At 43.2% G+C, this 24,995-nt stretch carries 17 protein-coding genes and 1 tRNA gene; 17 read left to right on the plus strand and 1 reads right to left on the minus strand.

Annotation, left to right across the window (positions count from 1 at the left end):
- Positions 1-394 precede the first annotated feature (394 nt).
- The 10 genes from JMX13_RS10345 (at position 395) to JMX13_RS10390 (ending at position 14,413) form a co-directional block, all read left to right on the plus strand.
- Positions 395-470: transfer RNA gene (locus JMX13_RS10345), tRNA-Trp, on the plus strand.
- Between the two features lie 51 nt (positions 471-521).
- On the plus strand, positions 522-1,010 hold the full coding sequence (gene secE, locus JMX13_RS10350; RefSeq protein ID WP_201544317.1) for a preprotein translocase subunit SecE: 489 nt from the start codon (positions 522-524) through the stop codon (positions 1,008-1,010).
- Between the two features lie 69 nt (positions 1,011-1,079).
- Positions 1,080-1,610, plus strand: a complete 531-nt coding sequence (gene nusG, locus JMX13_RS10355; protein ID WP_201544318.1) for a transcription termination/antitermination protein NusG — start codon at positions 1,080-1,082, stop codon at positions 1,608-1,610.
- Between the two features lie 92 nt (positions 1,611-1,702).
- Positions 1,703-2,134 carry a 50S ribosomal protein L11 gene (gene rplK, locus JMX13_RS10360; protein ID WP_068405081.1) on the plus strand — a complete coding sequence of 144 codons (432 nt, stop codon included), beginning with the start codon at positions 1,703-1,705 and terminating at the stop codon, positions 2,132-2,134.
- A complete protein-coding gene (gene rplA / locus JMX13_RS10365; protein WP_201544319.1) occupies positions 2,135-2,836 on the plus strand; it encodes a 50S ribosomal protein L1 in 702 nt (233 codons plus the stop codon). It abuts the gene before it with no gap.
- A gap of 431 nt (positions 2,837-3,267) precedes the next feature.
- Complete coding sequence (gene rplJ / locus JMX13_RS10370) at positions 3,268-3,795, plus strand: 50S ribosomal protein L10 (protein WP_201544320.1); 528 nt, start codon at positions 3,268-3,270, stop codon at positions 3,793-3,795.
- Positions 3,796-3,921: 126 nt separating this feature from the next.
- Positions 3,922-4,293 (plus strand): 50S ribosomal protein L7/L12, encoded by a 372-nt coding sequence (gene rplL, locus JMX13_RS10375; protein ID WP_201544321.1) that lies wholly within the window; start codon positions 3,922-3,924, stop codon positions 4,291-4,293.
- Between the two features lie 857 nt (positions 4,294-5,150).
- On the plus strand, positions 5,151-9,269 hold the full coding sequence (rpoB, locus tag JMX13_RS10380; RefSeq protein WP_201612412.1) for a DNA-directed RNA polymerase subunit beta: 4,119 nt from the start codon (positions 5,151-5,153) through the stop codon (positions 9,267-9,269).
- A gap of 188 nt (positions 9,270-9,457) precedes the next feature.
- Complete coding sequence (gene rpoC / locus JMX13_RS10385; protein WP_201544324.1) at positions 9,458-13,678, plus strand: DNA-directed RNA polymerase subunit beta'; 4,221 nt, start codon at positions 9,458-9,460, stop codon at positions 13,676-13,678.
- Positions 13,679-13,885: 207 nt separating this feature from the next.
- Positions 13,886-14,413 (plus strand): DUF6586 family protein, encoded by a 528-nt coding sequence (locus tag JMX13_RS10390; protein ID WP_201612413.1) that lies wholly within the window; start codon positions 13,886-13,888, stop codon positions 14,411-14,413.
- A gap of 155 nt (positions 14,414-14,568) precedes the next feature.
- Here JMX13_RS10390 and JMX13_RS10395 read toward each other — a convergent pair whose 3' ends face one another.
- Entirely contained in the window at positions 14,569-17,265 is a 2,697-nt protein-coding gene (locus JMX13_RS10395; protein WP_201612414.1) for a penicillin-binding protein 1A, read from the minus strand.
- A 193-nt stretch (positions 17,266-17,458) separates the two neighbouring features.
- Here JMX13_RS10395 and JMX13_RS10400 point away from each other — a divergent pair, with 193 nt between their 5' ends.
- The 7 genes from JMX13_RS10400 to aroB all read left to right on the plus strand — a co-directional run bounded on the left by JMX13_RS10400 (position 17,459) and on the right by aroB (position 24,854).
- Positions 17,459-18,514: a pilus assembly protein PilM gene (locus JMX13_RS10400; RefSeq protein WP_201612415.1), complete on the plus strand. Its 1,056-nt coding sequence runs from the start codon at positions 17,459-17,461 to the stop codon at positions 18,512-18,514.
- Complete coding sequence (locus JMX13_RS10405) at positions 18,514-19,167, plus strand: PilN domain-containing protein (RefSeq protein ID WP_201612416.1); 654 nt, start codon at positions 18,514-18,516, stop codon at positions 19,165-19,167. The genes JMX13_RS10400 and JMX13_RS10405 overlap by 1 nt, the downstream gene beginning before the upstream one ends.
- Positions 19,164-19,898, plus strand: coding sequence for a type 4a pilus biogenesis protein PilO (locus tag JMX13_RS10410; protein ID WP_201612417.1), 735 nt, complete (start codon positions 19,164-19,166; stop codon positions 19,896-19,898). Before JMX13_RS10405 ends, JMX13_RS10410 begins: the two co-directional genes overlap by 4 nt.
- Positions 19,898-20,431, plus strand: a complete 534-nt coding sequence (locus JMX13_RS10415) for a pilus assembly protein PilP (RefSeq protein WP_201612418.1) — start codon at positions 19,898-19,900, stop codon at positions 20,429-20,431. The genes JMX13_RS10410 and JMX13_RS10415 overlap by 1 nt, the downstream gene beginning before the upstream one ends.
- 27 nt (positions 20,432-20,458) lie before the next feature.
- Positions 20,459-22,840, plus strand: coding sequence for a type IV pilus secretin PilQ (gene pilQ, locus JMX13_RS10420; protein WP_201612419.1), 2,382 nt, complete (start codon positions 20,459-20,461; stop codon positions 22,838-22,840).
- 163 nt (positions 22,841-23,003) lie between these two features.
- A complete protein-coding gene (gene aroK, locus JMX13_RS10425) occupies positions 23,004-23,567 on the plus strand; it encodes a shikimate kinase AroK (protein ID WP_201612420.1) in 564 nt (187 codons plus the stop codon).
- 99 nt (positions 23,568-23,666) lie between these two features.
- On the plus strand, positions 23,667-24,854 hold the full coding sequence (gene aroB, locus JMX13_RS10430) for a 3-dehydroquinate synthase (protein WP_201612421.1): 1,188 nt from the start codon (positions 23,667-23,669) through the stop codon (positions 24,852-24,854).
- The last annotated feature ends 141 nt before the right edge of the window (positions 24,855-24,995 follow it).

Below are 24,995 nucleotides of genomic sequence, written 5' to 3' on the forward strand. Positions count from 1 at the left end.
GCATTAATACTATCGGAGCAATCTGACAGTGTTAGTTAGCAAGTAAAAAGCCATCCTCTTAGAGGGTGGCTTTTTTTTGGATGATTTATTTCGATAAATGATTAAAATAAATTTTTGTAGAGTAGGACAGACAGTAAAGCAATACTAACTCAAATGTATTTATAAAATACGCTTTGAAAGGAGCTTACTATCTATTGTAATTTTTAAGCGAGCTTGCTATATTAACGCTGCAGCTTATAAGCACCTTTTATGTTAAATTTTTAAGATTATGATGCATACAAAGTGTTTAAATAATAAGCTTTAAGAGCAGCAACATGAGAGTGATAGAAGAATTTTATTCCTAAATGCTTGCATTCTATGCTCAATATTGTATAATGCTGTCCTTTACACCCATAGGCGATTGGCTCAATTGGTAGAGCATCGGTCTCCAAAACCGAGGGTTGTAGGTTCGAGTCCTACATCGCCTGCCATCTTTTTATCACATCTTTGTCATACCCCATCATCTCCGAAGTGAGTTCTTTATGAGCAATAGTCAAGATAACCTCGACAATAAGTTATCTGATGCCAAGGCACTTGATGGTGGAATACTGTCTAAAGATAAGCATATCTCAGCGGGCAATCAAACGACTGCTGTTGAAGTTGCTAAGACAGGTTCAATAAAAGATGTGATCTTGTGGCTACTTGCCGCAGCTGTTTTAATTAGTGCAACTTTAGTTAATCAATATCTACCTGGCTATTGGCAACCTGCTAATGACCTCTGGGTACGTATTGGTATTATTGTTGCGCTTTTTGTGTTGGCATTGGTTTGTTTGGCAATGACGCATCAGGGTACTGCTTTTAAAACCCTATTAAAAGATGCTGCTGTCGAATTACGCCGTGTGACATGGCCTGGTAAAGACGAAACTTTTCAGTACACGTGGCAAACGATTGTCATGATTGCGATTGTTGGTTTCCTTGTTTGGCTACTAGACAACTTTTTTAATTGGTTCGTTGGCATATTTATTGGCTAATCACGCGTATTGGCATGATTTTCCAAGATGTATTGATAACGACTTAAATTTAATGATCAGGAGCGTGATATGCGTTGGTATATTGTCCAAGCATTTTCAGGATATGAAAAGCAAGTACAGCGTTCATTAACTGATCGTATTAATCGTAGTGAATTCGCTGAATTTTTCGGCGATGTATTGGTACCTACTGAAGAAGTCGTCGAAATGAAAGATGGCAAAAAACGTAAGAGTGAGCGTAAATTCTTTCCGGGTTATGTATTGATCCAGATGGAAATGAACGACAATACTTGGCACATCGTAAAAGATTGCCCACGTATTATGGGTTTCGTTGGCGGTACGCCAGAAACACCAGCGCCGATTACCGAAGTAGAAGCTGATCGTATTTTAAACCGTTTAAATCAGACTGAAACCGACCCACGTCCTAAGACTCTATTTGAGCCCGGCGAAGAGTTGTTGGTTATCGATGGTCCATTTACTGACTTTAAAGGGTTGGTTGAAAAAGTGGATTACGAGAAGTCTAAACTACATTTAACCGTAAACGTATTTAATCGTCCGACTCAGGTCGAGCTTGAGTTTAGTAAAGTTGAGAAGCTAGACTAAACCCGTAACAAATTCATCAACCGGGGAGCTGTTAGTCAATAAGGTTTATACCACGTTGATTTGGCGCTATTACCCATTTAGGAGAGTATCTCATGGCTAAGAAGATTGATGGTTACATCAAACTGCAAGTGCCTGCAGGCAAAGCAAATCCTTCACCACCGATTGGTCCAGCATTGGGTCAAAAAGGCGTGAACATCATGGCGTTCTGTAAAGAATTTAACGCTGCGACCTCAAACCAAGAGCCGGGTTTACCGATTCCTACTGAGATCACTGTATACAGCGATAAGTCTTTTACCTTCATCATGAAGTCACCACCAGCTGCATACTTACTACGTAAGGCTGCTGGTATCGCTAAAGGTTCTGGTACACCAAACACCGCTAAAGTCGGTAAAGTTGACCGTGCTCAGCTAGAAGAGATCGTTAAGACTAAAGATGCAGACTTAACTGCTGCTGGTCTCGATGCTGCTGTCCGTACCATCGCTGGTACTGCACGTTCAATGGGTATTACCGTGGAGGGTGTGTAAATGAGTAAACTTACTAAGCGTCAAAAATTAATCGCTGAGCGTGTAGAAAGCGAAAAGCTATATACTATTGAAGAAGCGGTTCAAATCCTAAACGATTTACCAGCTCTTAAATTCAAAGAGTCTATCGATATCGCAGTAAACTTGGGCGTTGACCCACGTAAATCTGACCAAGTCGTTCGTGGCGCTACCAATCTACCTGCTGGTACTGGTAAAACCAAACGCGTTGCGGTATTTGCTCAAGGCGCTGCTGCTGAAGCCGCCAAAGAAGCTGGTGCTGACATCGTTGGTATGGATGATTTAGCAGATCAAATCAAAGCCGGTAACATGGACTTTGATGTCGTTATTGCTGCTCCTGATGCCATGCGTGTGGTTGGTCAATTAGGTACTATCCTAGGTCCACGTGGCTTAATGCCTAACCCAAAAGTCGGTACGGTAACTCCTAACGTTGCTGAAGCGGTTCTTAACGCTAAAGCTGGTCAAGCACAGTATCGTGTTGATAAAGCGGGTATTATCCACACGACTATCGGTCAAGTTGGCTTTACTGCTGAGCAAGTAATACAGAATGCTGAAGCACTGATTTCAGATTTGAGACGTGCTAAGCCTGCTACTTCTAAAGGTACTTTCCTGAAGAAAATCACCTTGTCTAGCACGATGGGTCCTGGTCTAAGTATTGATCCAGTTCCATATCGCACAGCGAAATAATTAAATAGATGCCTTTATTTGACGATTTCAAATAGAGGTATAAAAATATTTTAAAGAATTAGGTCAGCGTAGCAAACGCTATGCTGTCTAAGACCGTAGGTAGAAAGCGGTTTTGCGCTATCATTGATAATCTTCGGATTATTTTGTAATAACAACGAGCTGCTTTTGTTAATCGACGACAGATGAAAATCTTAGTTGTCCTACGCAGACGGTGGCCCACCCAGTTTAAGACTAGAGCGAGTAGGGCAACCTATTACTCAACGTCATTCTGATAACGGTGCCGTAATCAGTCGTTATGAGTAAACTCTTTATAGAGTTTATAAATAACGTGTCGTATCAAGTCAGTCTTATTAAGTTGTTCAAATTGTTTAAAACCTCGGTTTTAAAATATTGAATAATTAGCAGATTGATTAGATTAAAGGAGTCAACTTATGGCATTAACGCTAGAGCAAAAACAACAAGTTGTGGCTGAAGTGTCTGAAGTTGCTGCTAATGCTTACTCAGCAGTAGCTGCCGAATATCATGGTATTGGTGTTGCAAAGCTTACTAAGCTACGCGAACAAGCCCGTGAAAAAGGCGTCGTTTTGAAAGTGGTAAAAAATACCCTAGCAAAACGCGCGTTTGAAGGCACTAAGTTTGAGAGCATGTCAGACCGTATGACTGGTCCATTACTTTTGGCTTTCTCTATGGAAGATTTGGGATCTGCTGCTCGAGTCGTTTTCGACTTTAGCAAAGATAACAAAGCTTTAGAGACCAAATTGGTATCAGTCGGTGGTGTTGTTTATGGTCCAGAAGAGCTAGAGCGTGTATCGAAGCTACCAACTCGCGACGAAGCACTATCTATCTTGATGGCTACTATGAATGCACCAGTTACCAAGCTTGTTCAAACTATGAACGCTGTTCCTAGCAAGCTTGTTCGCACGGTAGCAGCAATCAAAGACGCAAAAGAAGCGGCATAATTGCTTGTTTTAACGTAACTTTGACATCGCAGATTGCACTTTATTGCTAACCCTATTTGAAAATTTAGCAAGCAATCCAAGCGATATTAAAATCAATTAATTTTTATCAGATAACGGAGAGTTCTCATGGCACTATCTAAAGATGACGTGTTAAACGCAATCGCTGAAATGTCAGTAATGGATATCGTTGAATTAATCAGCGCTATGGAAGAAAAATTCGGCGTAACTGCTGCTGTTGCCGCTGCTGCACCTGCTGCTGCCGGTCCTGCTGCTGCTGCTGAAGAGCAATCAGAGTTTGACGTAGTTCTTGCCAGCTTTGGCGAGAAGAAAGTTGGCGTAATTAAAGCCGTACGTGAAGCTACTGGGCTTGGCTTGAAAGAAGCGAAAGATTTGGTTGAAAGCGCTCCAGCTCCAATCAAAGAAGGCGTAAACAAAGCTGAAGCTGACGAGTTGAAAAAGAAACTTGAAGAAGCTGGTGCAACTGTTGAACTAAAATAAGCCTCGCTTATCTTAGTGTTGTACAAAAAAAGCTGGTAATGCCTTGCATTGCTAGCTTTTTTTTATTATAATTCGTAGCTTGACCTTTTGTGTCTGCCAACAGTCGCATGCAACATCACGGTGGATACCCATCAAAAGGACAGACGATAGCTATGCAAGTAAACACAGCGCAAGCACACTTAGTAATTTTTGAAGTCAGTTAATATAAGCTAAACGTCGATCGATGTTTGGCGTTTTTTTGTGTCCGCATGCTTTCCTATTAACACTATAGTTTGTATTGATTTTAACAGTCATTGCTCTAAAATTTATAGTTACTCCAATTAGCATTAATTCTGAAACGTTATAAATCTTAGGTTATTTATTTAGCATGGTTTTACTGTCAGTAGGTAGGCTCGTAGACGGTAGATATCAGCGACGATATTACTTATGATGGTAGATAGTGAGTAGTTTGCTGTTTAGTGCTAGATAGTGTAAGAATTGAATTTTATAGGCAACACCCTTGTTTAAGATATCAACAACGCTTTAAAGGTATTACCCACACTTTAAGTGAATTTATCAACAGAATCAATAGTATTTAAATACCAGTGCTTGGTTGTAAGTATTATAGGGTGTACGACATTGAAATTTGCAATGTCAGCACCCATATAGGCATGTTTAGATGCCGATTTTACGCTTAAATAAGCTGGGTTAATCATGCACTATACGCGTGAATTAATCATCAGTCATTAAATGAGCAGGAATAACCGTTTTATATTATCGTTTACGTCGCCAAGTTTGCATAATATTAATATCAACTAATATTGATGCACGCTGGCCACGCTTTCAATTTGTTTCCACGTTTACTGTAAGGACTCTCGATGGCATATTCTTATACTGAAAAAAAGCGTATTCGCAAAAGTTTTGCTGAATTGCCTACTGTGATGGACATTCCCTATTTGTTGTCTATCCAAGTAGATTCTTATGAGCAATTTTTGCAAGAGCATAAAAAGCCAAAAGCTCGTGAGAATACTGGTTTGCAAGCTGCGTATTCCTCTATTTTCCCAATTGAGAGTCACTCTGGTAATGCTGAGTTACAATTCGTTGAATATTATTTAGGTACGCCTGAATTTGATGAGCGTGAGTGTATCTTACGTGGCTCGACCTTTGCTGCGCCGATGCGTGTCAAAATTCGCCTTATCATCAAAGACAAAGACAGCAAAGATAAAGACAGCAAAGCGGCAATCAAAGATATCCGTGAGCAGAGCGTCTATATGGGCGAGATGCCATTGATGACTGCCAACGGCACCTTTATTATCAATGGTACTGAGCGAGTGATCGTATCGCAGCTGCATCGTTCACCGGGTGTATTCTTTGACCATGATAAAGGTAAGTCGCATTCAAGTGGTAAGGTGCTATATAACGCCCGTATCATTCCTTACCGTGGTTCGTGGTTAGATTTTGAGTTTGATGCCAAAGATTTGGTTTTTGCTCGTATTGACCGTCGTCGTAAGCTTCTTGCATCTATCATTCTACGCGCGTTAGGTTTAAGCACATCTGAGATTTTAGATTTATTCTTTGATAAAGTGACTGTTTATAAAGGCGAAGAGCAGTTCGAAATTGATCTGGTTGCTGACCGCTTACGTGGCGAGATGGCACAGTTTGATATCGTAACGCCTGAAGGCGAAGTGGTTGTCGAGCAAGGTAAACGTATTAATGCCCGCCGTATCCGTCAGCTTGAAGAAGCGGGTATGACCAAAATCTCTATCCCTGATGAATACTTATACGAGCGTATTTTAGCGGAAGATATCGTCGTTAATGACGAAGTTATCGCTAAAGCCAACACGCTGATTGACCATGAGTTGTTGGTCAAATTAAGTGCATTTGAAGCCAGTGAGTCTATCAAAGAATTCAGCATTCTGTTCACCAACGATATCGACCAAGGTAGTTATATTGCCGATACACTACGCGCAGATAGCACCTCAAGCCGCGAAGAAGCCTTGATTGAAATTTATAAAGTCATGCGCCCAGGTGAGCCACCAACGGTTGAAACCGCTGAGAAGCTGTTTGACAGCATGTTCTTTAACGCCGATCGTTATGACTTGTCTAACGTTGGTCGTATGAAATTTAACCGCCGTTTAGGTCTTGAGTTTGTAGATACCGATGATGCTGATATTCAGCGCGAACGTAGCGTATTGACCAATGCCGATATCGTCAACGTCCTAAAAGAGCTGATCGAGATTCGTAACGGTCGCGGTGAAGTCGATGATATTGACCATTTAGGTAACCGCCGTATTCGTTCGGTTGGCGAGATGGCTGAAAACCAATTCCGTGTTGGTCTAGTACGCGTTGAGCGTGCCGTTAAAGAGCGTTTGTCTTCAGCGGAATCTGATAACTTATCGCCACAAGATTTGATTAACTCAAAACCTGTTGCCGCTGCGGTTAAAGAATTCTTTGGTTCAAGCCAGTTATCGCAGTTTATGGATCAGAATAATCCATTGTCTGAAGTGACGCATAAACGCCGTGTATCAGCATTAGGACCCGGTGGTCTGACCCGTGAACGTGCAGGCTTTGAAGTACGTGACGTCCATGATACCCATTATGGCCGTGTATGTCCGATTGAAACGCCTGAAGGTCCAAACATTGGTTTGATTAACTCACTAGCAACCTTTGCTAAAACCAACAGCTTTGGCTTCTTAGAAACGCCATATCGCCGTGTGGTTGACGGTAAAGTAACCGACGTTATTGAATATCTGTCAGCGATCGAAGAAGTCGGTACGGTTATTGCACAGGCTGATTCGCCAGTGACCGCAGAAGGCGCGTTATCTGATGAAATGGTCAGTGTGCGTAGCTATGGTGAATTTGTCCGTATGCCGCCAGAAAAAGTGACGCATATGGATGTGTCACCAAGTCAGGTAGTATCGGTAGCAGCAGGTTTGATTCCGTTCCTTGAGCATGATGATGCTAACCGTGCCTTAATGGGCTCGAACATGCAACGTCAGGCGGTTCCTACGCTACGTGCTGATAAGCCGTTAGTAGGTACCGGTATGGAGCGTCACGTTGCGCGTGACTCTGGTGTTTGTGTCATCGCTAAGCGTGGCGGTGTGATCGAAGACGTTGATGCCTCACGTGTTGTCGTTCGTGTAAATGAAGATGAAATGGTCGCTGGTGAAGCGGGTATTGATATCTATAACTTAGTTAAATATACGCGTTCTAACCAAAACACTTGTATCAACCAACGTATTATCGTAAACCAAGGCGATGCTATTGCTGTAGGTGATATCTTGGCTGATGGTCCATCAACGGATCTTGGCGAGTTGGCACTAGGTCAAAACATTCGCATCGCATTTATGCCGTGGAATGGTTACAACTTCGAAGATTCTATCTTGCTATCTGAAAAAGTGGTAAAAGAAGATCGTTTCACGACCATTCATATTCAAGAATTGACTTGTGTGGCACGTGATACTAAGCTTGGAACCGAAGAGATTACTGCGGATATTCCAAACGTTGGTGAAGCCGCTCTATCAAGCCTTGACGAAGCAGGTATCGTTTATATCGGTGCTGAAGTGGATGCTGGCGATATCTTAGTTGGTAAAGTCACGCCAAAAGGTGAGACCCAACTAACGCCAGAAGAAAAACTCCTACGGGCTATCTTTGGTGAAAAAGCAGCTGATGTTAAAGACACGTCACTACGTGTTCCAACATCAAGTAAAGGCACGGTTATTGACGTGCAAGTCTTTACCCGTGACGGCGTTGAAAAAGATGCGCGTGCAAAAGCGATTGAAAAATCACAACTCGATAGCTATCGCAAAGATTTAAAAGAAGAACTACGCATCTTTGAAGAAGCTGCTCGTGGTCGTATTGGTAATCTGTTAGATGGTCAAAAAGTCAGTGGCGGTTCTGGTCTAAAAGCTGGTACGGTTATGGCATTGGCTGATATGAAAGACATGAGCCTTGAGACCTTGCTTGATATTCAACCGGTTGAAGAAGAAATATCTGAGCGTCTCACGCAAATCGCCGAGTACTTAGTCGATAAACAAAAAGACATCGATGTGAAATTTGCTGAGAAAAAACGCAAATTGACCGCTGGTGATGACTTGCAGCATGGCGTACAAAAAATCGTGAAGGTCTATCTAGCGGTTAAGCGTCGTATTCAGCCTGGTGATAAAATGGCGGGTCGTCATGGTAACAAAGGTGTGGTATCGCGCATTATGCCGGTTGAAGACATGCCTTATGACGAACATGGTAATACCGTTGATATCGTCTTGAACCCGCTGGGTGTACCATCGCGTATGAACATCGGTCAGGTTCTCGAGACGCATTTAGGTATGGCAGCGAAGGGCTTGGGCGAAAAAATCGATGGTATGCTCAAAGCACAAGCAGCGATTAAAGATTTGCGTGATTTCTTAGACCAAATCTATAACAAAGTGGGCGGCGAGCAAGTAGATCTTGATAGCTTAAGTGATGATGACATCATGGCGCTATCTGATAACTTACGCGGCGGTGTACCGATGGGCACGGCAGTATTTGATGGTGCACATGAGCATCAAGTCAAAGACTTGCTAGAGCTTGCTGGTATGGCGCGTGATGGTCAGCAGACCTTGTATGACGGTCGTACTGGTCAGAAGTTTGACCGTAAAGTAACTGTTGGTTATATGTATATGCTAAAACTTAACCACTTGGTTGATGACAAAATGCATGCGCGTTCTACCGGTTCTTACTCACTAGTCACGCAGCAGCCGCTTGGTGGTAAAGCTCAGTTTGGTGGTCAGCGCTTTGGTGAGATGGAAGTCTGGGCACTAGAAGCATATGGCGCGACTTATACCTTGCAAGAAATGTTAACGGTGAAGTCGGATGACGTTGAAGGCCGTACCCGTATGTACAAAAACATCGTCGATGGTGAGCAATATATGGATCCAGGTATGCCTGAATCGTTTAACGTGTTGACCAAAGAAATCAAATCACTGGGTATCAATATTGAGTTAAAGCAAACCCATTAAGCACGGCTGACTGAAGCTACCTTTAACATAGCTTTAGTTAATTATTATCCTTAGTGGTCAATCTAGAAGCAGTACGCGCATCGCTGCTGCTTTTAGTGATTTGTCTCAACCCTATTCATTGCCTTCATTCATCTTATTCGCGTTAATAGCACGCCATCAGATGATTATAAAGATAACGGAGAAGCAACTTGAAAGATTTACTCGATATCATGCAAAGCCCTACCGGCAACGGTAACCAAGAGTTTGATAGTATTCAAATTACCTTAGCCTCACCTGATGTGATTAAATCATGGTCACATGGTGAAGTTAAAAAACCAGAAACGATTAACTATCGTACGTTTAAGCCTGAGCGTGATGGTCTATTCTGTGCCAAAATCTTTGGTCCAGTAAAAGACTTTGAGTGTTTATGTGGTAAATACAAACGCCGTAAGTTCCAAGGTGTTATTTGTGAAAAATGTGGCGTTGAAGTCACGACTGCTAAAGTTCGTCGCGATCGCATGGGTCATATTGACCTAGCTAGCCCTGTTGCGCACATTTGGTTCCTAAAATCATTACCAAGCCGCATTGGTTTGTTACTTGATATGACGCTTCGTGATATCGAACGCGTCCTATATTTTGAAAGCTATATCGTGACTGAGCCTGGTTTAACTTCTTTAGAGAAGTACCAGTTGCTTGATGATGAAGATTATTATAAAGCGCTTGAAGAGTTTGGTGATGAATTCGTTGCCAAGATGGGTGCAGAAGCCATCCAAGACTTATTAAAAGACATCGATTTAGATATCGAAATTGATGAGTTGCGTGAAGCGATTCCGCAAACTGGTTCTGAAACCAAGCTTAAAAAGATGTCTAAGCGTCTTAAATTATTAGAAGCGTTCCGTGATTCTAATAATAAGCCTGAATGGATGGTCATGACCATCTTGCCAGTACTACCACCAGATTTGCGTCCGCTAGTACCACTAGAAGGCGGTCGCTTTGCGACATCAGATCTAAATGATTTATATCGCCGCGTGATTAACCGTAACAACCGCCTAAAGCGTCTGTTAGAGCTAAGTGCCCCTGATATCATCGTACGTAACGAAAAACGTATGTTGCAAGAATCAGTCGATGCTTTGCTTGATAACGGTCGTCGCGGTCGTGCGATTACAGGTAGTAACAAGCGTCCATTGAAATCCTTGGCAGATATGATCAAAGGTAAGCAAGGTCGTTTCCGTCAAAACTTACTTGGTAAACGTGTTGATTACTCTGGTCGTTCGGTAATCGTTGTTGGTCCAACCCTACGTCTACATCAGTGTGGTCTACCGAAGAAAATGGCACTTGAGCTATTCAAGCCATTTACTTATAACAAATTATTATCACACGGTTTAGCAACGACGATTAAAGCTGCTAAAAAGATGGTAGAACGTGAAGAGCCACAAGTGTGGGATATGCTGGCCATGGTTATCCGTGAGCATCCAGTACTGTTGAACCGTGCGCCAACGCTTCATAGATTGGGCTTGCAAGCATTTGAGCCAGTATTAATCGAAGGTAAAGCAATCCAATTGCATCCTTTGGTTTGTACCGCGTTTAACGCTGACTTTGATGGTGACCAAATGGCCGTTCACGTGCCATTGACCCTAGAAGCACAGCTTGAATCACGTGTATTGATGATGTCGACTAACAACATCTTGTCGCCTGCCAACGGTGAGCCAATTATCGTCCCATCACAAGATGTGGTATTGGGTTTGTACTATATCAGCCGATCGTCAATCAATTCTAAAGGCGAGGGCATGATTTTTGCCACCGTTAATGAAGCATTGCGCGCGATTGGTTCAAACGATTTGCATGTAAACGCTAAGATTAAAGTACGTGTGACTGAAACGCATATCGACGAAGAAGGTAATGAGACTAAAGAAGTCAAGTTACAAGATACCGTCGCTGGTCGCCTACTTATCTGGAACATCATGCCTAAAGGTATGTCGTTCGATGAGTGTAACGAAGAGATGACGAAGAAAAACATCTCTAAATTGATTAACTCTTGCTACCGTAAAGTTGGCGTGAAAGAAAGTGTTATGTTTGCTGACCAATTGATGTATCTTGGTTTTGCCCAAGCAACACTATCTGGCGTGTCTATCGGTATCGATGACATGGTCATTCCACCATTGAAAAAGCAAATCATTGAAACCGCAGAAGGCGAAGTTCGCGAGATCGAAGATCAATTCGAGCAAGGTTTTGTGACTGCCGGTGAGCGTTATAATAAAGTGGTTGATATCTGGTCACGTACCAATGACAAAGTCGCCAAAGCGATGATGGACAACTTAGCCACTGACAAAATCATGAATGCTAAAGGTGAGGAAGAAGAGCAGAAGTCATTCAACTCTATCTTTATCATGTCAGATTCTGGTGCTCGTGGTAGTGCGGCCCAGATTCGTCAGTTGGCAGGTATGCGTGGTTTGATGGCAAAACCGGATGGCTCAATTATCGAAACGCCGATTAAAGCCAACTTCCGTGAAGGTTTGACCGTACTTCAGTACTTTATCTCAACGCATGGTGCCCGTAAGGGTCTTGCGGATACGGCACTGAAAACCGCTAACTCGGGTTACTTGACTCGTCGTTTAGTTGACGTGGCACAGGATTTGGTTATTACTAGTGAAGACTGTGGTACTGAGCAAGGTTTGCTCATGAAGCCACATATTCAAGGTGGTGAGATCATTGAGAAGCTCGGTGAGCTAGTACTTGGTCGTGTAACCGCTCGTGATGTAACCTATAACGATGATGCTGATAAAGTATTGATTCCAGCAGGTACCTTGATCGATGAGCATTGGGTAAATGTGCTTGATAGTAATGCGATTGATGATATCTGGGTACGTTCAGTGATTACCTGTGATATCGAGCATGGCGTTTGTTCACAGTGTTATGGTCGTGACCTTGCACGTGGTCATCAAGTTAATATCGGCGAGTCAGTCGGTGTTATGGCAGCGCAGTCTATCGGTGAGCCTGGTACTCAGTTAACGATGCGTACTTTCCACGTTGGTGGAGCGGCGAGCTCTGCGTCTGTGGACAATAGCATCTCAGCACGTAATGCTGGTCAAGTGCACTTTGAAAACATGAAAACGGTGCAACATACCGATGGTCATTTGGTTATCGTGTCGCGTTCAGCTGAACTGGCATTGACTGATGAGCTTGGTCGTGAGCGTGAGCGCTATAAAGTTCCTTATGGTTCAAGCGTGCTTGTGAAAAACGAAGAGCAAGTTGAAGGCGGTCAAACCATTGCTAAATGGGATCCGCACACGCATCCAATTATTACCGAGTTCGCTGGTACCGCACGCTTCAGTGATATTACTGATGGTTTAACGGCAACGGTAAAAGTTGATGATGCGACCGGTATGAGCTCGTTTGAGATTCTAGCGACTCGTGACCGTTCAAGTTCAGCCAAAGACTTACGTCCGGCGATTATCTTGAACACTGACGAAGGTAAAGAAGTGGTTTACTTCTTGCCAGCTGAAACCATCATTCGCGTTAGTGACGGTGAAAAAGTAGCAGCCGGTTCGATCTTAGGCCGTGTACCACAAGCGTCTTCAGGTACCAAAGATATTACCGGTGGTCTACCACGTGTTGCTGATTTGTTTGAAGCACGTCGTCCAAAAGATCACGCTATCATGGCAGAGATGTCAGGTGTCGTGAGCTTTGGTAAAGAGACCAAAGGCAAAAACCGCTTCATCATTACCAATGAAGATGGCGAGATTCATGAAGAGCTGATCCCAAAATGGCGTCAAATCAACGTCTTCGAAAACGAGACCGTTGCTCGTGGTGAGGTTATCGCTGATGGTCCACAAAACCCGCACGATATCCTACGTCTGAAAGGACAAACTGCGCTTGCTGACTATATCGTTAACGAAGTACAGGACGTTTATCGTCTGCAAGGCGTGAAAATCAACGATAAGCACATCGAAGTTATCATTCGTCAGATGCTGCGCAAAGTTGAAGTAACAGATGGCGGCGATTCAAGTCACTTTAAAGGCGATCAGGTTGAATATGCTGATATCAAAGCGTTGAATGCTAAACTGGAAGCGGAAGATAAATTCCCAGTTAAGTATGAGCGTCAACTACTGGGTATTACCAAAGCAAGTCTGGCAACAGAAAGCTTTATCTCAGCAGCGTCATTCCAGGAAACAACGCGTGTCCTAACCGCAGCTGCCGTGACTGGTAAAGTGGATGAGCTACGTGGTCTGAAAGAAAACGTCGTTGTTGGTCGCTTGATTCCTGCCGGTACTGGTCTGGCTTATCATAAAGCCCGTAAAGAAAAAGCGGAGCAAAAACTGCAAGATAAAGATTTGAATGCAGCGTTTGATATGACAGCAAGTACTGATAGCACAGATTTTGCAAGCTTCGATGAAGCGTTTGCCCAAGAGCTTAATCAAGGCAATCATTAATCTGAGTCAAGCTTAGTTTTTTCCTTAATAAAAAAGCCAGCCTAAGTTGCTGGCTTTTTTGTGCCTTTAAGAAAATGAAGCATAACGGGTTATTTTCTTAGGAAGTTACTTAAGAAAATAGTACACTGCAATAAAGTAGCTTTATAAAACAGTCATAGCTGTTTGAATAACAGCTCATCATCATTAACAATTAACAAGGAAAGACGCATGGCAGGTAAGACTCGCGTTGCCAAATACCAAGCTGATCGTACCAATCAAAAGCTATATTTTTGTCGTTTGGCTTGTCAGGCGGCAAGTAATACCAGCGATAAACAGTTATATCAAGCCCATTGTGAAACAGCTATTTTTCATTTATATGGGACATATCTTGCTTTTGTGCAAGAGCTTGGGCACTTTTATGGCTTGAATATGACGGCGCCGACATTGACATATATAGAAGAAGCACTTAGCACACGTACCCAAGTATCGCCCGAAGTGCAGCGCTTACAACAGCTACAGCAACAAGGTTTTTTAGCCAATATAGAGCATGCTTATCAGCGTTGTCTCTATGCGGTATTGCCTGATACTGTAATAAGTGACAAGGCAGATGGTGAGACTAAAGAAGCGCCTGACCTGATTGTGAATGTGGTAACGTTATCAAATCAGTGGTTGCCAGATGAGGCAACCATCCGTGAATGGCGTCAGCAGTTTAGGGAGCTGATTGAACAGCTGCGTGCGGGTATGGTAGAGTTTTAATATCATTAGCAGATTAGCAGATTAGCAGATTAGCAGCCGTTATAATTAATAGGCTTTCACTACATAAATGAGCTTTAAGAGCGCATAGAAATATCCTACGCAGTAGACTGAGTAGGACATTTTTTATTGAAGTATTAGGCAAAACCCCAGTTAATTTATTCTGGCATTGGCGGCATACGCTCAACTGGTGTTGCTGCTAAGGGCTTATTTTGAGAATTGCTATCGTTATTACGGTTTGGCTTGGGTTTTTCAGCGGCTGGACGATTTTGAATTTGTTCTTCAGCCGGTTTAGGCGTCGGTGGCTTACGTTGCTGGGTTGTGGTCTTTACCGGTTTTTCTGATTTGCCGTCATCGGCAGTGTCGTCTTCAAGCTCAGCAGCCCCTTCATCCATCATCTCTATAATAGTCTGTTTTTGTTTTTTTGATTTAGCACGGTTATTAATAGAAACCCATTGGCTAGGGGTATCCTTAAGCTGTGCTTTCATAAAGTCCATCCATACCGGCAGCGCTGCTACGCCACCATACTCACGGCGACCCAGCGTTGATGGCTGATCAAACCCCATCCAGACGACCGTGGCATTGGTAGGATGAAAACCTGCAAACCAGGCATCTTTCGCCTCATTCGTCGTCCCCGTTTTACCACCAATATCATCACGCCCTAGGGCTCTGGCTTTAAAAGCCGTACCGCGCTGGATGACATCGCGTAAAATATCTGCCATCTCGAAAGCCACTCTGGGCTTTAAAATACGCGGCGCTTGCTCAGCACGGACGTACTGTATGACTGGGGCTTTTAGGCGATCTGAATCTGGGCTTGCATCATAAATATTCAAATTAAGCGCTTTATCATCTTTTGCTTCAGTATCACTGTTCTTTGCATCGATATCAGCATCAAGCTCTTTGTCTACTGCTTTATCTTTAGGGCTAACCTTTTTATCTTTAGCAGCAGCTTTATTTTCTGCTTCTATTTTTGCCTCATAATCTTTAATCAGCTTTTTGTTAACATCTTCAAGCTGCTCATTGAAGCATAAGGCACAAGCCTGCTGCGGATTGGCCTGAAATAACAGTTTATTATTATAGTTATAAATTTGATCGATGAAGTAAGGCTGGATACGGTGCCCACCGTTAGCAAAGGTTGAATAAGCTGTTGCCATTTGTAATGGCGTTGCTTGCCCAGCGCCTAATGCCAATGATAAAGTTGTAGGTAGCTTTTCTTTATCAAGACCAAACTCATCTAATAAATTGCGTGCATCGGAGATACCAATGGATTGCAACAAACGAATAGACACTAGGTTACGAGATAAATAAAGCCCGCGGCGCAAGGTGATATCACCCAAAAAACGCCCATCAGAATTCTTTGGTTTCCAGTCACCTACTTGAATAGGGCGGTCTGAGACAATACTGTCTGGACGATAGCCTTTTTCTAATGCAGCGGTATAAACAAGCGGTTTAATCGTCGAGCCGGGTTGACGCCAGCCTTGCAGCGCGCGATTAAACTTACTGTGATTAAAGTCAAAACCACCCACTAAGGCTCGAACCGCGCCCGTTTCAGGATTTAGAGAAACCAAGCTGCCTTGCACTTTAGGGATTTGACCCAACTGCCAACCACCGTTAGTAGTAGGCATCAGGCGTACGATATCATTTTTGCTCACAATCTGACTGGCGTTACTTGGAAAATATCCGATTCGATCGGCAGAAATGTATTTGCGCGCCCAGCTCATATCAGACCAGTTAACCGTTACATTCTCACCAGAGGGCATGGTCGCTTCAAAGCTGCGAGAATTTACCTTGGTCACTTTGGCCGGAGACATATTGCTATAGCGACTAAAGTTCTCAAGCGGTTCGCCATTGGCTTCTGCCCCGCGCCAGCCATGACGGTGTTCATAAGCAACCAAACCTGCTAGTACCGCTGATTCTGCCGCTTTTTGCGCTTCACTATCAACAGTCAAACGCACCCGCCACCCGCCATGCATCACCTGCTCACCATAACGGTCAACCAAGGCTGAACGTGTCATTTCTGCTAGATAAGGCATATTCATATCAAGTTTTTCTTGATAAAGATTAATGCCAATAGGGGCGTTAATGGCTTCGTCGTGTTGAGCTTTATCGATATAACCAAGCTCATGCATGCGTCCAATAATCCAGTTACGGCGGGTGAGGGCGCGGCTAGGATTAGCAACAGGATTGTATTTAGAAGGGGCTTTTGGCAGGCCTGCTAGCATGGCCATTTCAGCAACGGTCAGGTTCTCTAGAGATTTACTGTAGTATTTTTTGGCCGCAGCTCGGATACCATAAGCGCCTTCACCTAAATAGATTTTATTGACATATAAGGTAAGAATCTCATTTTTGCTCAACTCGTCTTCAATTTTACGCGCTAAAAACAGCTCTGTGAGCTTACGATTTAAAGTACGCTCTGAGCTTAAAAAATAGTTTTTGGCAACCTGCATAGTAATGGTAGAGCCACCGGTTTGACTATCGTCGTCGGTCACAACTTCGGTGACAGCGCGACCAAGACCTTTAATACTAATACCGCTATGTTGAAAAAACGACGAGTCTTCTGCTGCTAAAAAAGCATTGGTTAAACCTTTAGGGATTTCTTCAAAAGTAACCGGTAACGACAGACGATTGCCATACTGACCAATGAGCTTGTCATCACTACTATAAATCTGTAATGGCATCTCTAAACTTGCGGTTTTAATTTCTTGAATGCTTGGTAAGGTTGGCGATAAATACATCGCCATGCCATAAAACCCAATCGGTACAGCAAGGGCTAAAATGAGCGCCAATGCTAAGCAGGCGATGAAAAGCCCCACCAAAAAGTGAATGAGACGAGCGGTAGCATTTTTTTTGGTCATAATCAGACTTATCAATTAAAATTTGCAACAGGTAGGAGATTATACCTTGAACAAAATAGGCAAGTAATAATAAATGTGTAAGTTAGCCTTAATAAGTAATTTAAATGCTTGAATCTATCTGTTAAGTAAAGTATTGTACTAAATTATTACAAATAACTATCAGATTGTACACTTAACATAAGGTATAGAGTTTGTGAGGCTATTTACTTCTAAAAGTCGGCATTTGATTGGCGTGGATATTTGCACCACTTCAGTAAAGCTGGTTGACATCCAGCGTCAACAAGGCATATTTCATTTAAAATCTTACGGTATTGAAAGATTACCGGAAGGCGTAGTCGTTGACAAACTTATTGTAGACACTGAAGCTGTCGGTAATACCATAGCAAGCTTAGCACGTCGTTGCCAAGTTGCGGGTAGTAGTGCTGCTACTTCAGTTTCAGGCTCTGCCGTGATTACCAAAATCATAGATATGGATATGGTGCTTAATGATGTTGAGCGCGAAGCTCAGATTCGTTTGGATGCCGATCAATACGTCCCTTATCCATTAGAAGACGTTAATTTAGATTTTGAGGTATTGGGTCCTTCGCTTGTTAATGACAACATGGTGCAAGTTTTATTAGCAGCTTCTAGGTCGGAAAATGTTGACCAAAGAGTGGATGCTCTAACCTTTGGTGGTTTGCAAACCAAAGTGATGGATATCGAGTCGCATGCTATTGAGCGTGCCTTTGGTTTGATGGCAGATAGCCTGCCAAATGTACCAGATTTAGTGGCAATCGTTGATATCGGTCATAACCAAACTACTTTATATGTTGCTAAAAATGGTGAGTTTATATATAGTCGCGAACAATTATTTGGCGGCGTACAGCTTACTGAAGCGATACAAAATCGTTACGGATTATCCGCTGAAGAAGCAACCATCAGCAAACGCGAACGTACTTTACCAGACGATTACTATCCTGATGTGTTGACCCCCTTTATAGAAAACACCATCCAACAGATTACACGCTCACTGCAGTTCTACTTCTCATCGAGCCAATACAATAGTATTGACCATGTGGTACTTGCTGGTGGCAGTAGTTCTATTGCAGGACTTGCCGGTATGGCACAACAAAGATTGGGCGTTCCTGTAAGTATTGCTAATCCCTTTATCAACATGACCATTGCTCCGCATATCGATAATGAGCAATTGGCAGTTGATGCACCAAGCTTAATGGCCGCTTGCGGTCTTGCGTTAAGGAGCTTTGACTAATGGCTCGTATTAACTTATTGCCCTGGCGGCAAGAAGAGCGCGAACGTCGCAATAAAGAATTTATCACTTTAGTGGTGGCCGTTACTTTGCTTGCTCTATTAGCGGCATTCGCTTCATGGAGTTATTTTAATAATGAACTTGATGAACAATTAGATGCCAATACACTGATTGAACAGGAAAATGCTCGCCTAGATAAAGCTTTGGTAGAGATTGATAGCTTAGAGCAGCGCCGTGAAGATATCATCTCACGTATGCAGGTTATCCAAGATTTGCAGGGTCGACGCCCTGTTCCTGTGCGCTTATGGGATGATCTTGCCAAAGCGATGCCGCCAGCGCTTTATTTAAACAATTTAAAACGCGAAGGTGATGTACTTACATTGACAGGTCTTGCCGACAATCCAAATATTGTCTCTAGCTTGATTCGTAACCTGGATAGTAGCAAATGGATGGGTAACTCAGCTGTTAGTAATATACAGCAAAATATTACTGCCTATGAAGCTGCGCCTGCTTTAGAAAATACGGTGACCACAGGTGAACAGCCGCGTCCTGTTTATCCTGAAGACAGTTATGTTCAGTTTGTCGTGACGACCAAAGTACAGTCGGAAAAGGTTGAAGATGCTGATGCTAATACTGCGCTTGGAGGTGAGTTATGAAACTGAGCCGTAAAAAAAGCCTTGTTAAGACCAAGAAGACTGCGGTAAGTGCTAAAAAGCAATTTGATCTGAATGAGTTTCGCCGTAGCTTTGAGTCCTTGGATGCGGAGAACTATGGCAGTTGGCCACTTCCCGTCAAAGTCACCGTGATTGGATTTATTATTGCTTTAATTGCTGCATTGTCATGGGCACTGCCGATTAGCAGTAAAATTGATGAGATTACTGCCGCTGAAAGTCAACAACAGACTTTGCTTGATAGCTACCGTGAGAAAGAATCACGGGCGCGCCATTTAAAAGCCTATCAAGCTCAAGTAATTCAAATGGAAACGGAGTTTAATACTTTACTCGACCAGCTACCAAAAGACACCCGCGTATCAGAATTGGTCGAAGGTATCAACATGACTGGCGTTGGCAGTAATATTCGTTTTCAAGACATCTCCGTAGAGCCTGAGATTGAAAATGAATTCTTTATTGAGCAGCCTATTCGTATTGCAGCCTTAGGAGATTACCATCAGTTCGGTAGCTTCATCAGTGGACTTGCTGCTTTGCCGCGTATTATTACGATGCATGATTTTGAAGTCAGTAATCCACAGCCAACTTTAGATGTGTTGCCAGAGCTCAATCTGGTGCTACAAACCAAAACGTATCGCTCAAAAGAAGCGGCTCCTGAAGGTGATGAAGCCGTCGCGACTGATGCTGCCGCTACAACTGATACTGCAGGAGGCAACTAATGAGTATCCAAAAACTGCCCATGCTGCTGATTTCAAGTGCCATTGTTTTATCGATGACGGGCTGTACTGACCGCATCGGTATGGCAGAGCAGTCGATGGCTGATATTCGTAACCAGCCAGCGCAGCCGATAGAGCCGCCGCCTAAAGCGGAACTCGTAGAAGATTTTGTCTATAGTGCCAGTGCGCAGCGTAGCCCATTTTTGCCACCAAGCTTAGTGAATGTTCAAGGTCCTGTCACCTCTATAGATGGCGTGCGTCCTGACATAACCCGAGTGAAAGAACCACTTGAACAATATGAGCTATCACAACTCGTCTTTCGCGGTGTCGTTATTTCCCCTGAAGGTCAGCAATATGCCTTAGTGCAGCGTCCTGATGGTTCAGTTGCGAGCGTTAGAGTCGGTAATTATCTTGGCTTAAATGACGGCCGTATTGTTGAAATCACGCCGACCCAGATTAACTTGATTGAAATTGTGCCAGACAGCCGCGCTGGGTTTGTAGAAAAACCCCAGTCGCTGGTCTCCCCTATAAGCTAAGTCGGCAGATTTTTTGAGGAATATATAATGACAGTACGCAATAACAAGGTAATGACGATGAACAACCGCGTATCTTCTACTTTTGCCATCTCTGCATTGGCAATGAGTATGGTAGCAATTAGTAGCAGTGCTCATGCTGAGCAGCGCATTAATAACGTCTCTGTGGTACAAACGGCACCAGCCGTTACCCAAATGCGTTTGGGTTTTGCTGGCAAGCCAGTATTGCCTGCCGCTTATCAGCTTGATAATCCAAGCCGTTTGGTATTGGATTTTGAAAAAGTTCAAAACGGGCTTGCTAATCGATTTAATGAATACAACGTTGGCATGATCAACGATGTTACGACGTTAAATAGCGACAATACCACCCGTCTGATTGTTGGACTGAAACAAGCGGGTAGTTATACCACTGCTATTGAGGGTAATGATTTGTTGCTAACGATTAGCGACCCGAGTCGTTCAGTCATCACCAATGACCCTGTGCGAGATGTTCTTAACAATAATGCGGGTATTACTACCACTGCGGTTGTCACGCCGATAGTTGAGAGCAATAGCGTAGCGGTTGCGCCGATTAAGACCAAAGTAATGAACACTCAAGCGTCTAAAATACCAGCATCTAAAACACAAGTACCTGCCGATACCATGGTGGTACGTGTCAACCCCTTGCTAAGTCCACAACTTGCGGCTTCACAAGTGAGCAAGCAGTATAGTTATGATGGTTTAACCGCGGTTAATTTTACCGCAGGCAATGACGGTGGCGGTAACGTCAGTATTGCGCTTGCCAATGAAGCCATTCCTGTTGACGTACAGCGCCAAGGCAATAAACTGGTGGTACGTTTAACCGGCAGCACCGTGCCTAGAAATTTATTACGTCGCTTAAATGTTAATAGTGGTCTGGTTGATAGTATTGATACGAAAAATCAAGGTCAAAATGGCGTCATCACTATCAATGTCAAAGAAGATTATGAGTATCAAGCTTATCAATCAGGTAATCAATTAAATATCAATATCAGAAAGCCTGAGCTACTGCGCGAACCAACGCTTGAAGAGAAAGTTTATAGTGGTGAAGCACTATCCATGGAATTTCAAGACGTCGAAATCCGTAGTGTATTAGATATCTTGGCACAGTTTACTGATATGAATATCGTGGCTAGTGATTCGGTCGCGGGCAACATCACTTTGCGCCTGATTAATGTGCCTTGGGATCAAGCGCTGGATATTATTCTAAAAAGTAAAAATCTTGGTAAGCGTGAAAATGGTAATGTGATTTTGGTTGCGCCATCAACTGAGCTTGCTGAACAAGAAGCACGCGATCTTGCAGCACAGCAAGCAGTTGAATCCTATGCGCCACTACGCACTGAATACATTCGCTTAAGCTATGCTAAAGCCGCTGATGTCTTGACCCTTATTTCTCAAGGCAGCGGTTCGTCAGGTGGTAGCAGCGGTACAGGTGGCGCCAATTCTGTCGATAACAATACCTTATTGTCTAACCGTGGTACGGTAACCGTCGATGAGCGTACCAATACCTTGATTGTCAAAGACGTGGCTGCAAGCATTGAAAATATCCATAAGCTGATTGGCAAAATTGATATTCCAGTCCGTCAGGTAATGATTGAAGCGCGCATTGTTAGCGCTACCGATAGCTTTAGTAAAGAGATTGGCGTGCGTTGGGGCATATTGTCGAACGGCGCTGCTACCAATCGTAACTTGTTGGTCGGTGGTAGTAATCAGACATTATGGGATTTAAAAGATTTTGACGTCCAAACTACAACAGTCAACGGTCAAACCGTTTCTTATCCTAAGTACGACATTAGCCGTCCTGATAACTTAAACGTAGACTTAGGAGTTGCCAACCCAGCCGGTAGTATTGCTTTTGGTTTGCTCGGTATATCTGATTTTATGTTAGATCTTGAGCTGTCAGCTATGCAAGCGGATAACCGCGGTGAAGTTATTTCAACACCAAAGATTTTGACCGCTGATAAACAGACAGCAAAAGTATCTTCTGGCACGCAAATTCCTTATCAAGAAGCATCGGCCAGTGGCGCGACCACTACCAGCTTTAAAGAAGCGGCATTAAGTTTGGAAGCGACGCCAAATATTACCCCAGATGGCAAAATCGCTTTGCAGCTGAACATCACAAACGGTACCCCAATTAGATCACTTGATGGGCAGGTTGCTATTGCTGAAGATTCTGTCTCAACCAATGTGATTGTTGAAGATGGTCAGACCATTGTTTTGGGCGGCGTCTTTAAGAATAGTAAAAGCAATGGAGTCGATAAAGTACCTTTCTTAGGTGACTTACCTTATATCGGTCGTGCCTTCCGCCGTGATGTGCGTAATAACTCTAAAGAAGAGCTATTGATATTTGTTACGCCAAAATTGATTAATGATGGTATTAGCCGTTTAAATTAATCAGTGTTGAATTATTTATAATAGAAAAAAGCAAGCATCAGCGCTTGCTTTTTTTATGGCAAATTTTTGAGCTTGCTTAGATTTTACTGACAATAATCAACGCGCCTTACTAGCCAGAATAACCATGACGTTGTATCATAGCTAATTTAGCTGAGTGCGTATTATGGTTGAGGAATTACCGTCGGTATTTTTAGTAGGGCCGATGGGAGCGGGGAAGACCACCATTGGCAGGTTACTGGCTAAGCAATTAGGGCGCTCGTTTGTAGACAGTGATTGGTATATTGAGTCACAAACTGGTGCGGATATTGCTTGGATATTCGCTAAAGAAGGCGAGGCGGGCTTTCGCGAACGAGAGACACGCGCCATCGATGAGCTAACGCAGCAATCACAAATTGTCTTAGCGACCGGCGGCGGTGCAGTGATGGCAGCTGAAAATCGTGCCTTTCTTAAAGAGCGCGGCATCGTCGTCTATCTTAATGCTCCCGTTGACGTGCAAATGGCGCGTACTGCCAAAGACAAGTCGAGACCATTATTACAACAACCGAATCCTAGAAAGATATTACAAAATTTATATAGCGCCCGCGACCCCTTATATCGGCAAGTGGCGCATATTATCATGCCGACCGGTCATACCTATCCTCGACATATGGTCAATCAGTTATTGCAGCAATTAGACTCATTTTGTGAATCCACTTCTATCAGCTCAGCACCTCAAGAAGATGAATAATAACAAATCAATTTTATTAGATAAATTAGATAAATTAGATAAAGTTTAATAAATAACGCCGCTCAATTTAATTCAATCCTCATACTTAAGGAGATTTTCATGGCAACGCCACTGTTTCATGCCAACCTAACAGTACAAACGCAAAGTCATGATTATCCTATTGTCATTACTGAAAATAGCACTGCAAACAGCCCTAAAAACATTGTCAGTAACACTGCTGAAAACGTGTCTGAAAATGGCGTTGAAAACGCTGCTAATAACAGCGCTGAAAAAAACAGCATGGCAAGCCAAATTGCTCCTTATATTGCGGGTCGCCAAGTCCTTATTGTTACCAATGAGACGGTTGCGCCTTTATATTTAAAGCCTTTACAAGGAGAACTTGAAGCGCAGTTTACCGTCAAGGTCTGTGTGCTGCCAGATGGTGAGCAATATAAAAATCAAACCAGTATCAATCAGATTTATGATGCGCTCATGGCGGAGCACTTTAATCGTGATGTGACCCTAATCGCGCTTGGTGGCGGCGTTATCGGCGATATGACAGGCTTTGCTGCCGCAAGTTTTATGCGCGGGGTCAATTTTATTCAAATTCCAACGACCTTGTTGTCACAAGTAGATTCAAGCGTTGGGGGTAAGACGGGCATCAATCATGCCCAAGGTAAAAATATGATTGGTGCTTTTTGGCAGCCGCAAATGGTTTTAGCCGATATGAGCACGCTTAAAACCTTGCCCGCACGCGAACTATCAGCAGGATTGGCGGAAGTCATCAAATATGCACTGATTATGGATGCAGACTTTTTAACTTGGCTTGAGCACAATCTACCAGCGATGATAGCGTTAGACTTAGCCGTACTTGGCGAAGCGGTGAAACGCTGTTGCCAGTATAAAGCCGATATCGTCGCACTAGATGAAAGAGAGTCCGGTGTGCGTGCCCTATTAAACTTCGGCCATACCTTTGGTCATGTGATTGAAACCCATGAAGGCTATGGTAATTGGCTACATGGTGAGGCGGTCGCGGCTGGGATGGTGCAAGCGGCTGAGCTTTCACAAAAGCTTGGCTGGTTAACGAGTAATGACGTTGCTCGTCTTAAGCGCGTATTAGTATTGGCAAATCTACCCATTACGCCGCCAGCGATTGACGTACAAACGGCGCTTGGTTTGATGGGGCATGATAAAAAAGTCAAACACGGACAAATCCGCCTTATTTTGTTAAAATCATTAGGTAAGGCAGTTTTGACCAATGATTTTGATGCTGCGCTGTTAACCGAGGTATTGGCACAGCATCATTAATAAAGGCGATTAAAGGTTAATACTTTAATTTATAGCCTTATTTTTAAATATCTCATTTTTTGAGTCTATCTTTATAAGTATTGCGTTATAAATAACTCTTTATAAGACTATTTTTATAAGACTTTTTCTCCCAAGGATATA

Origin of the sequence: Psychrobacter immobilis, assembly GCF_904846285.1 — a bacterium.
Taxonomy (GTDB): Bacteria; Pseudomonadota; Gammaproteobacteria; order Pseudomonadales; family Moraxellaceae; genus Psychrobacter; species Psychrobacter immobilis_D.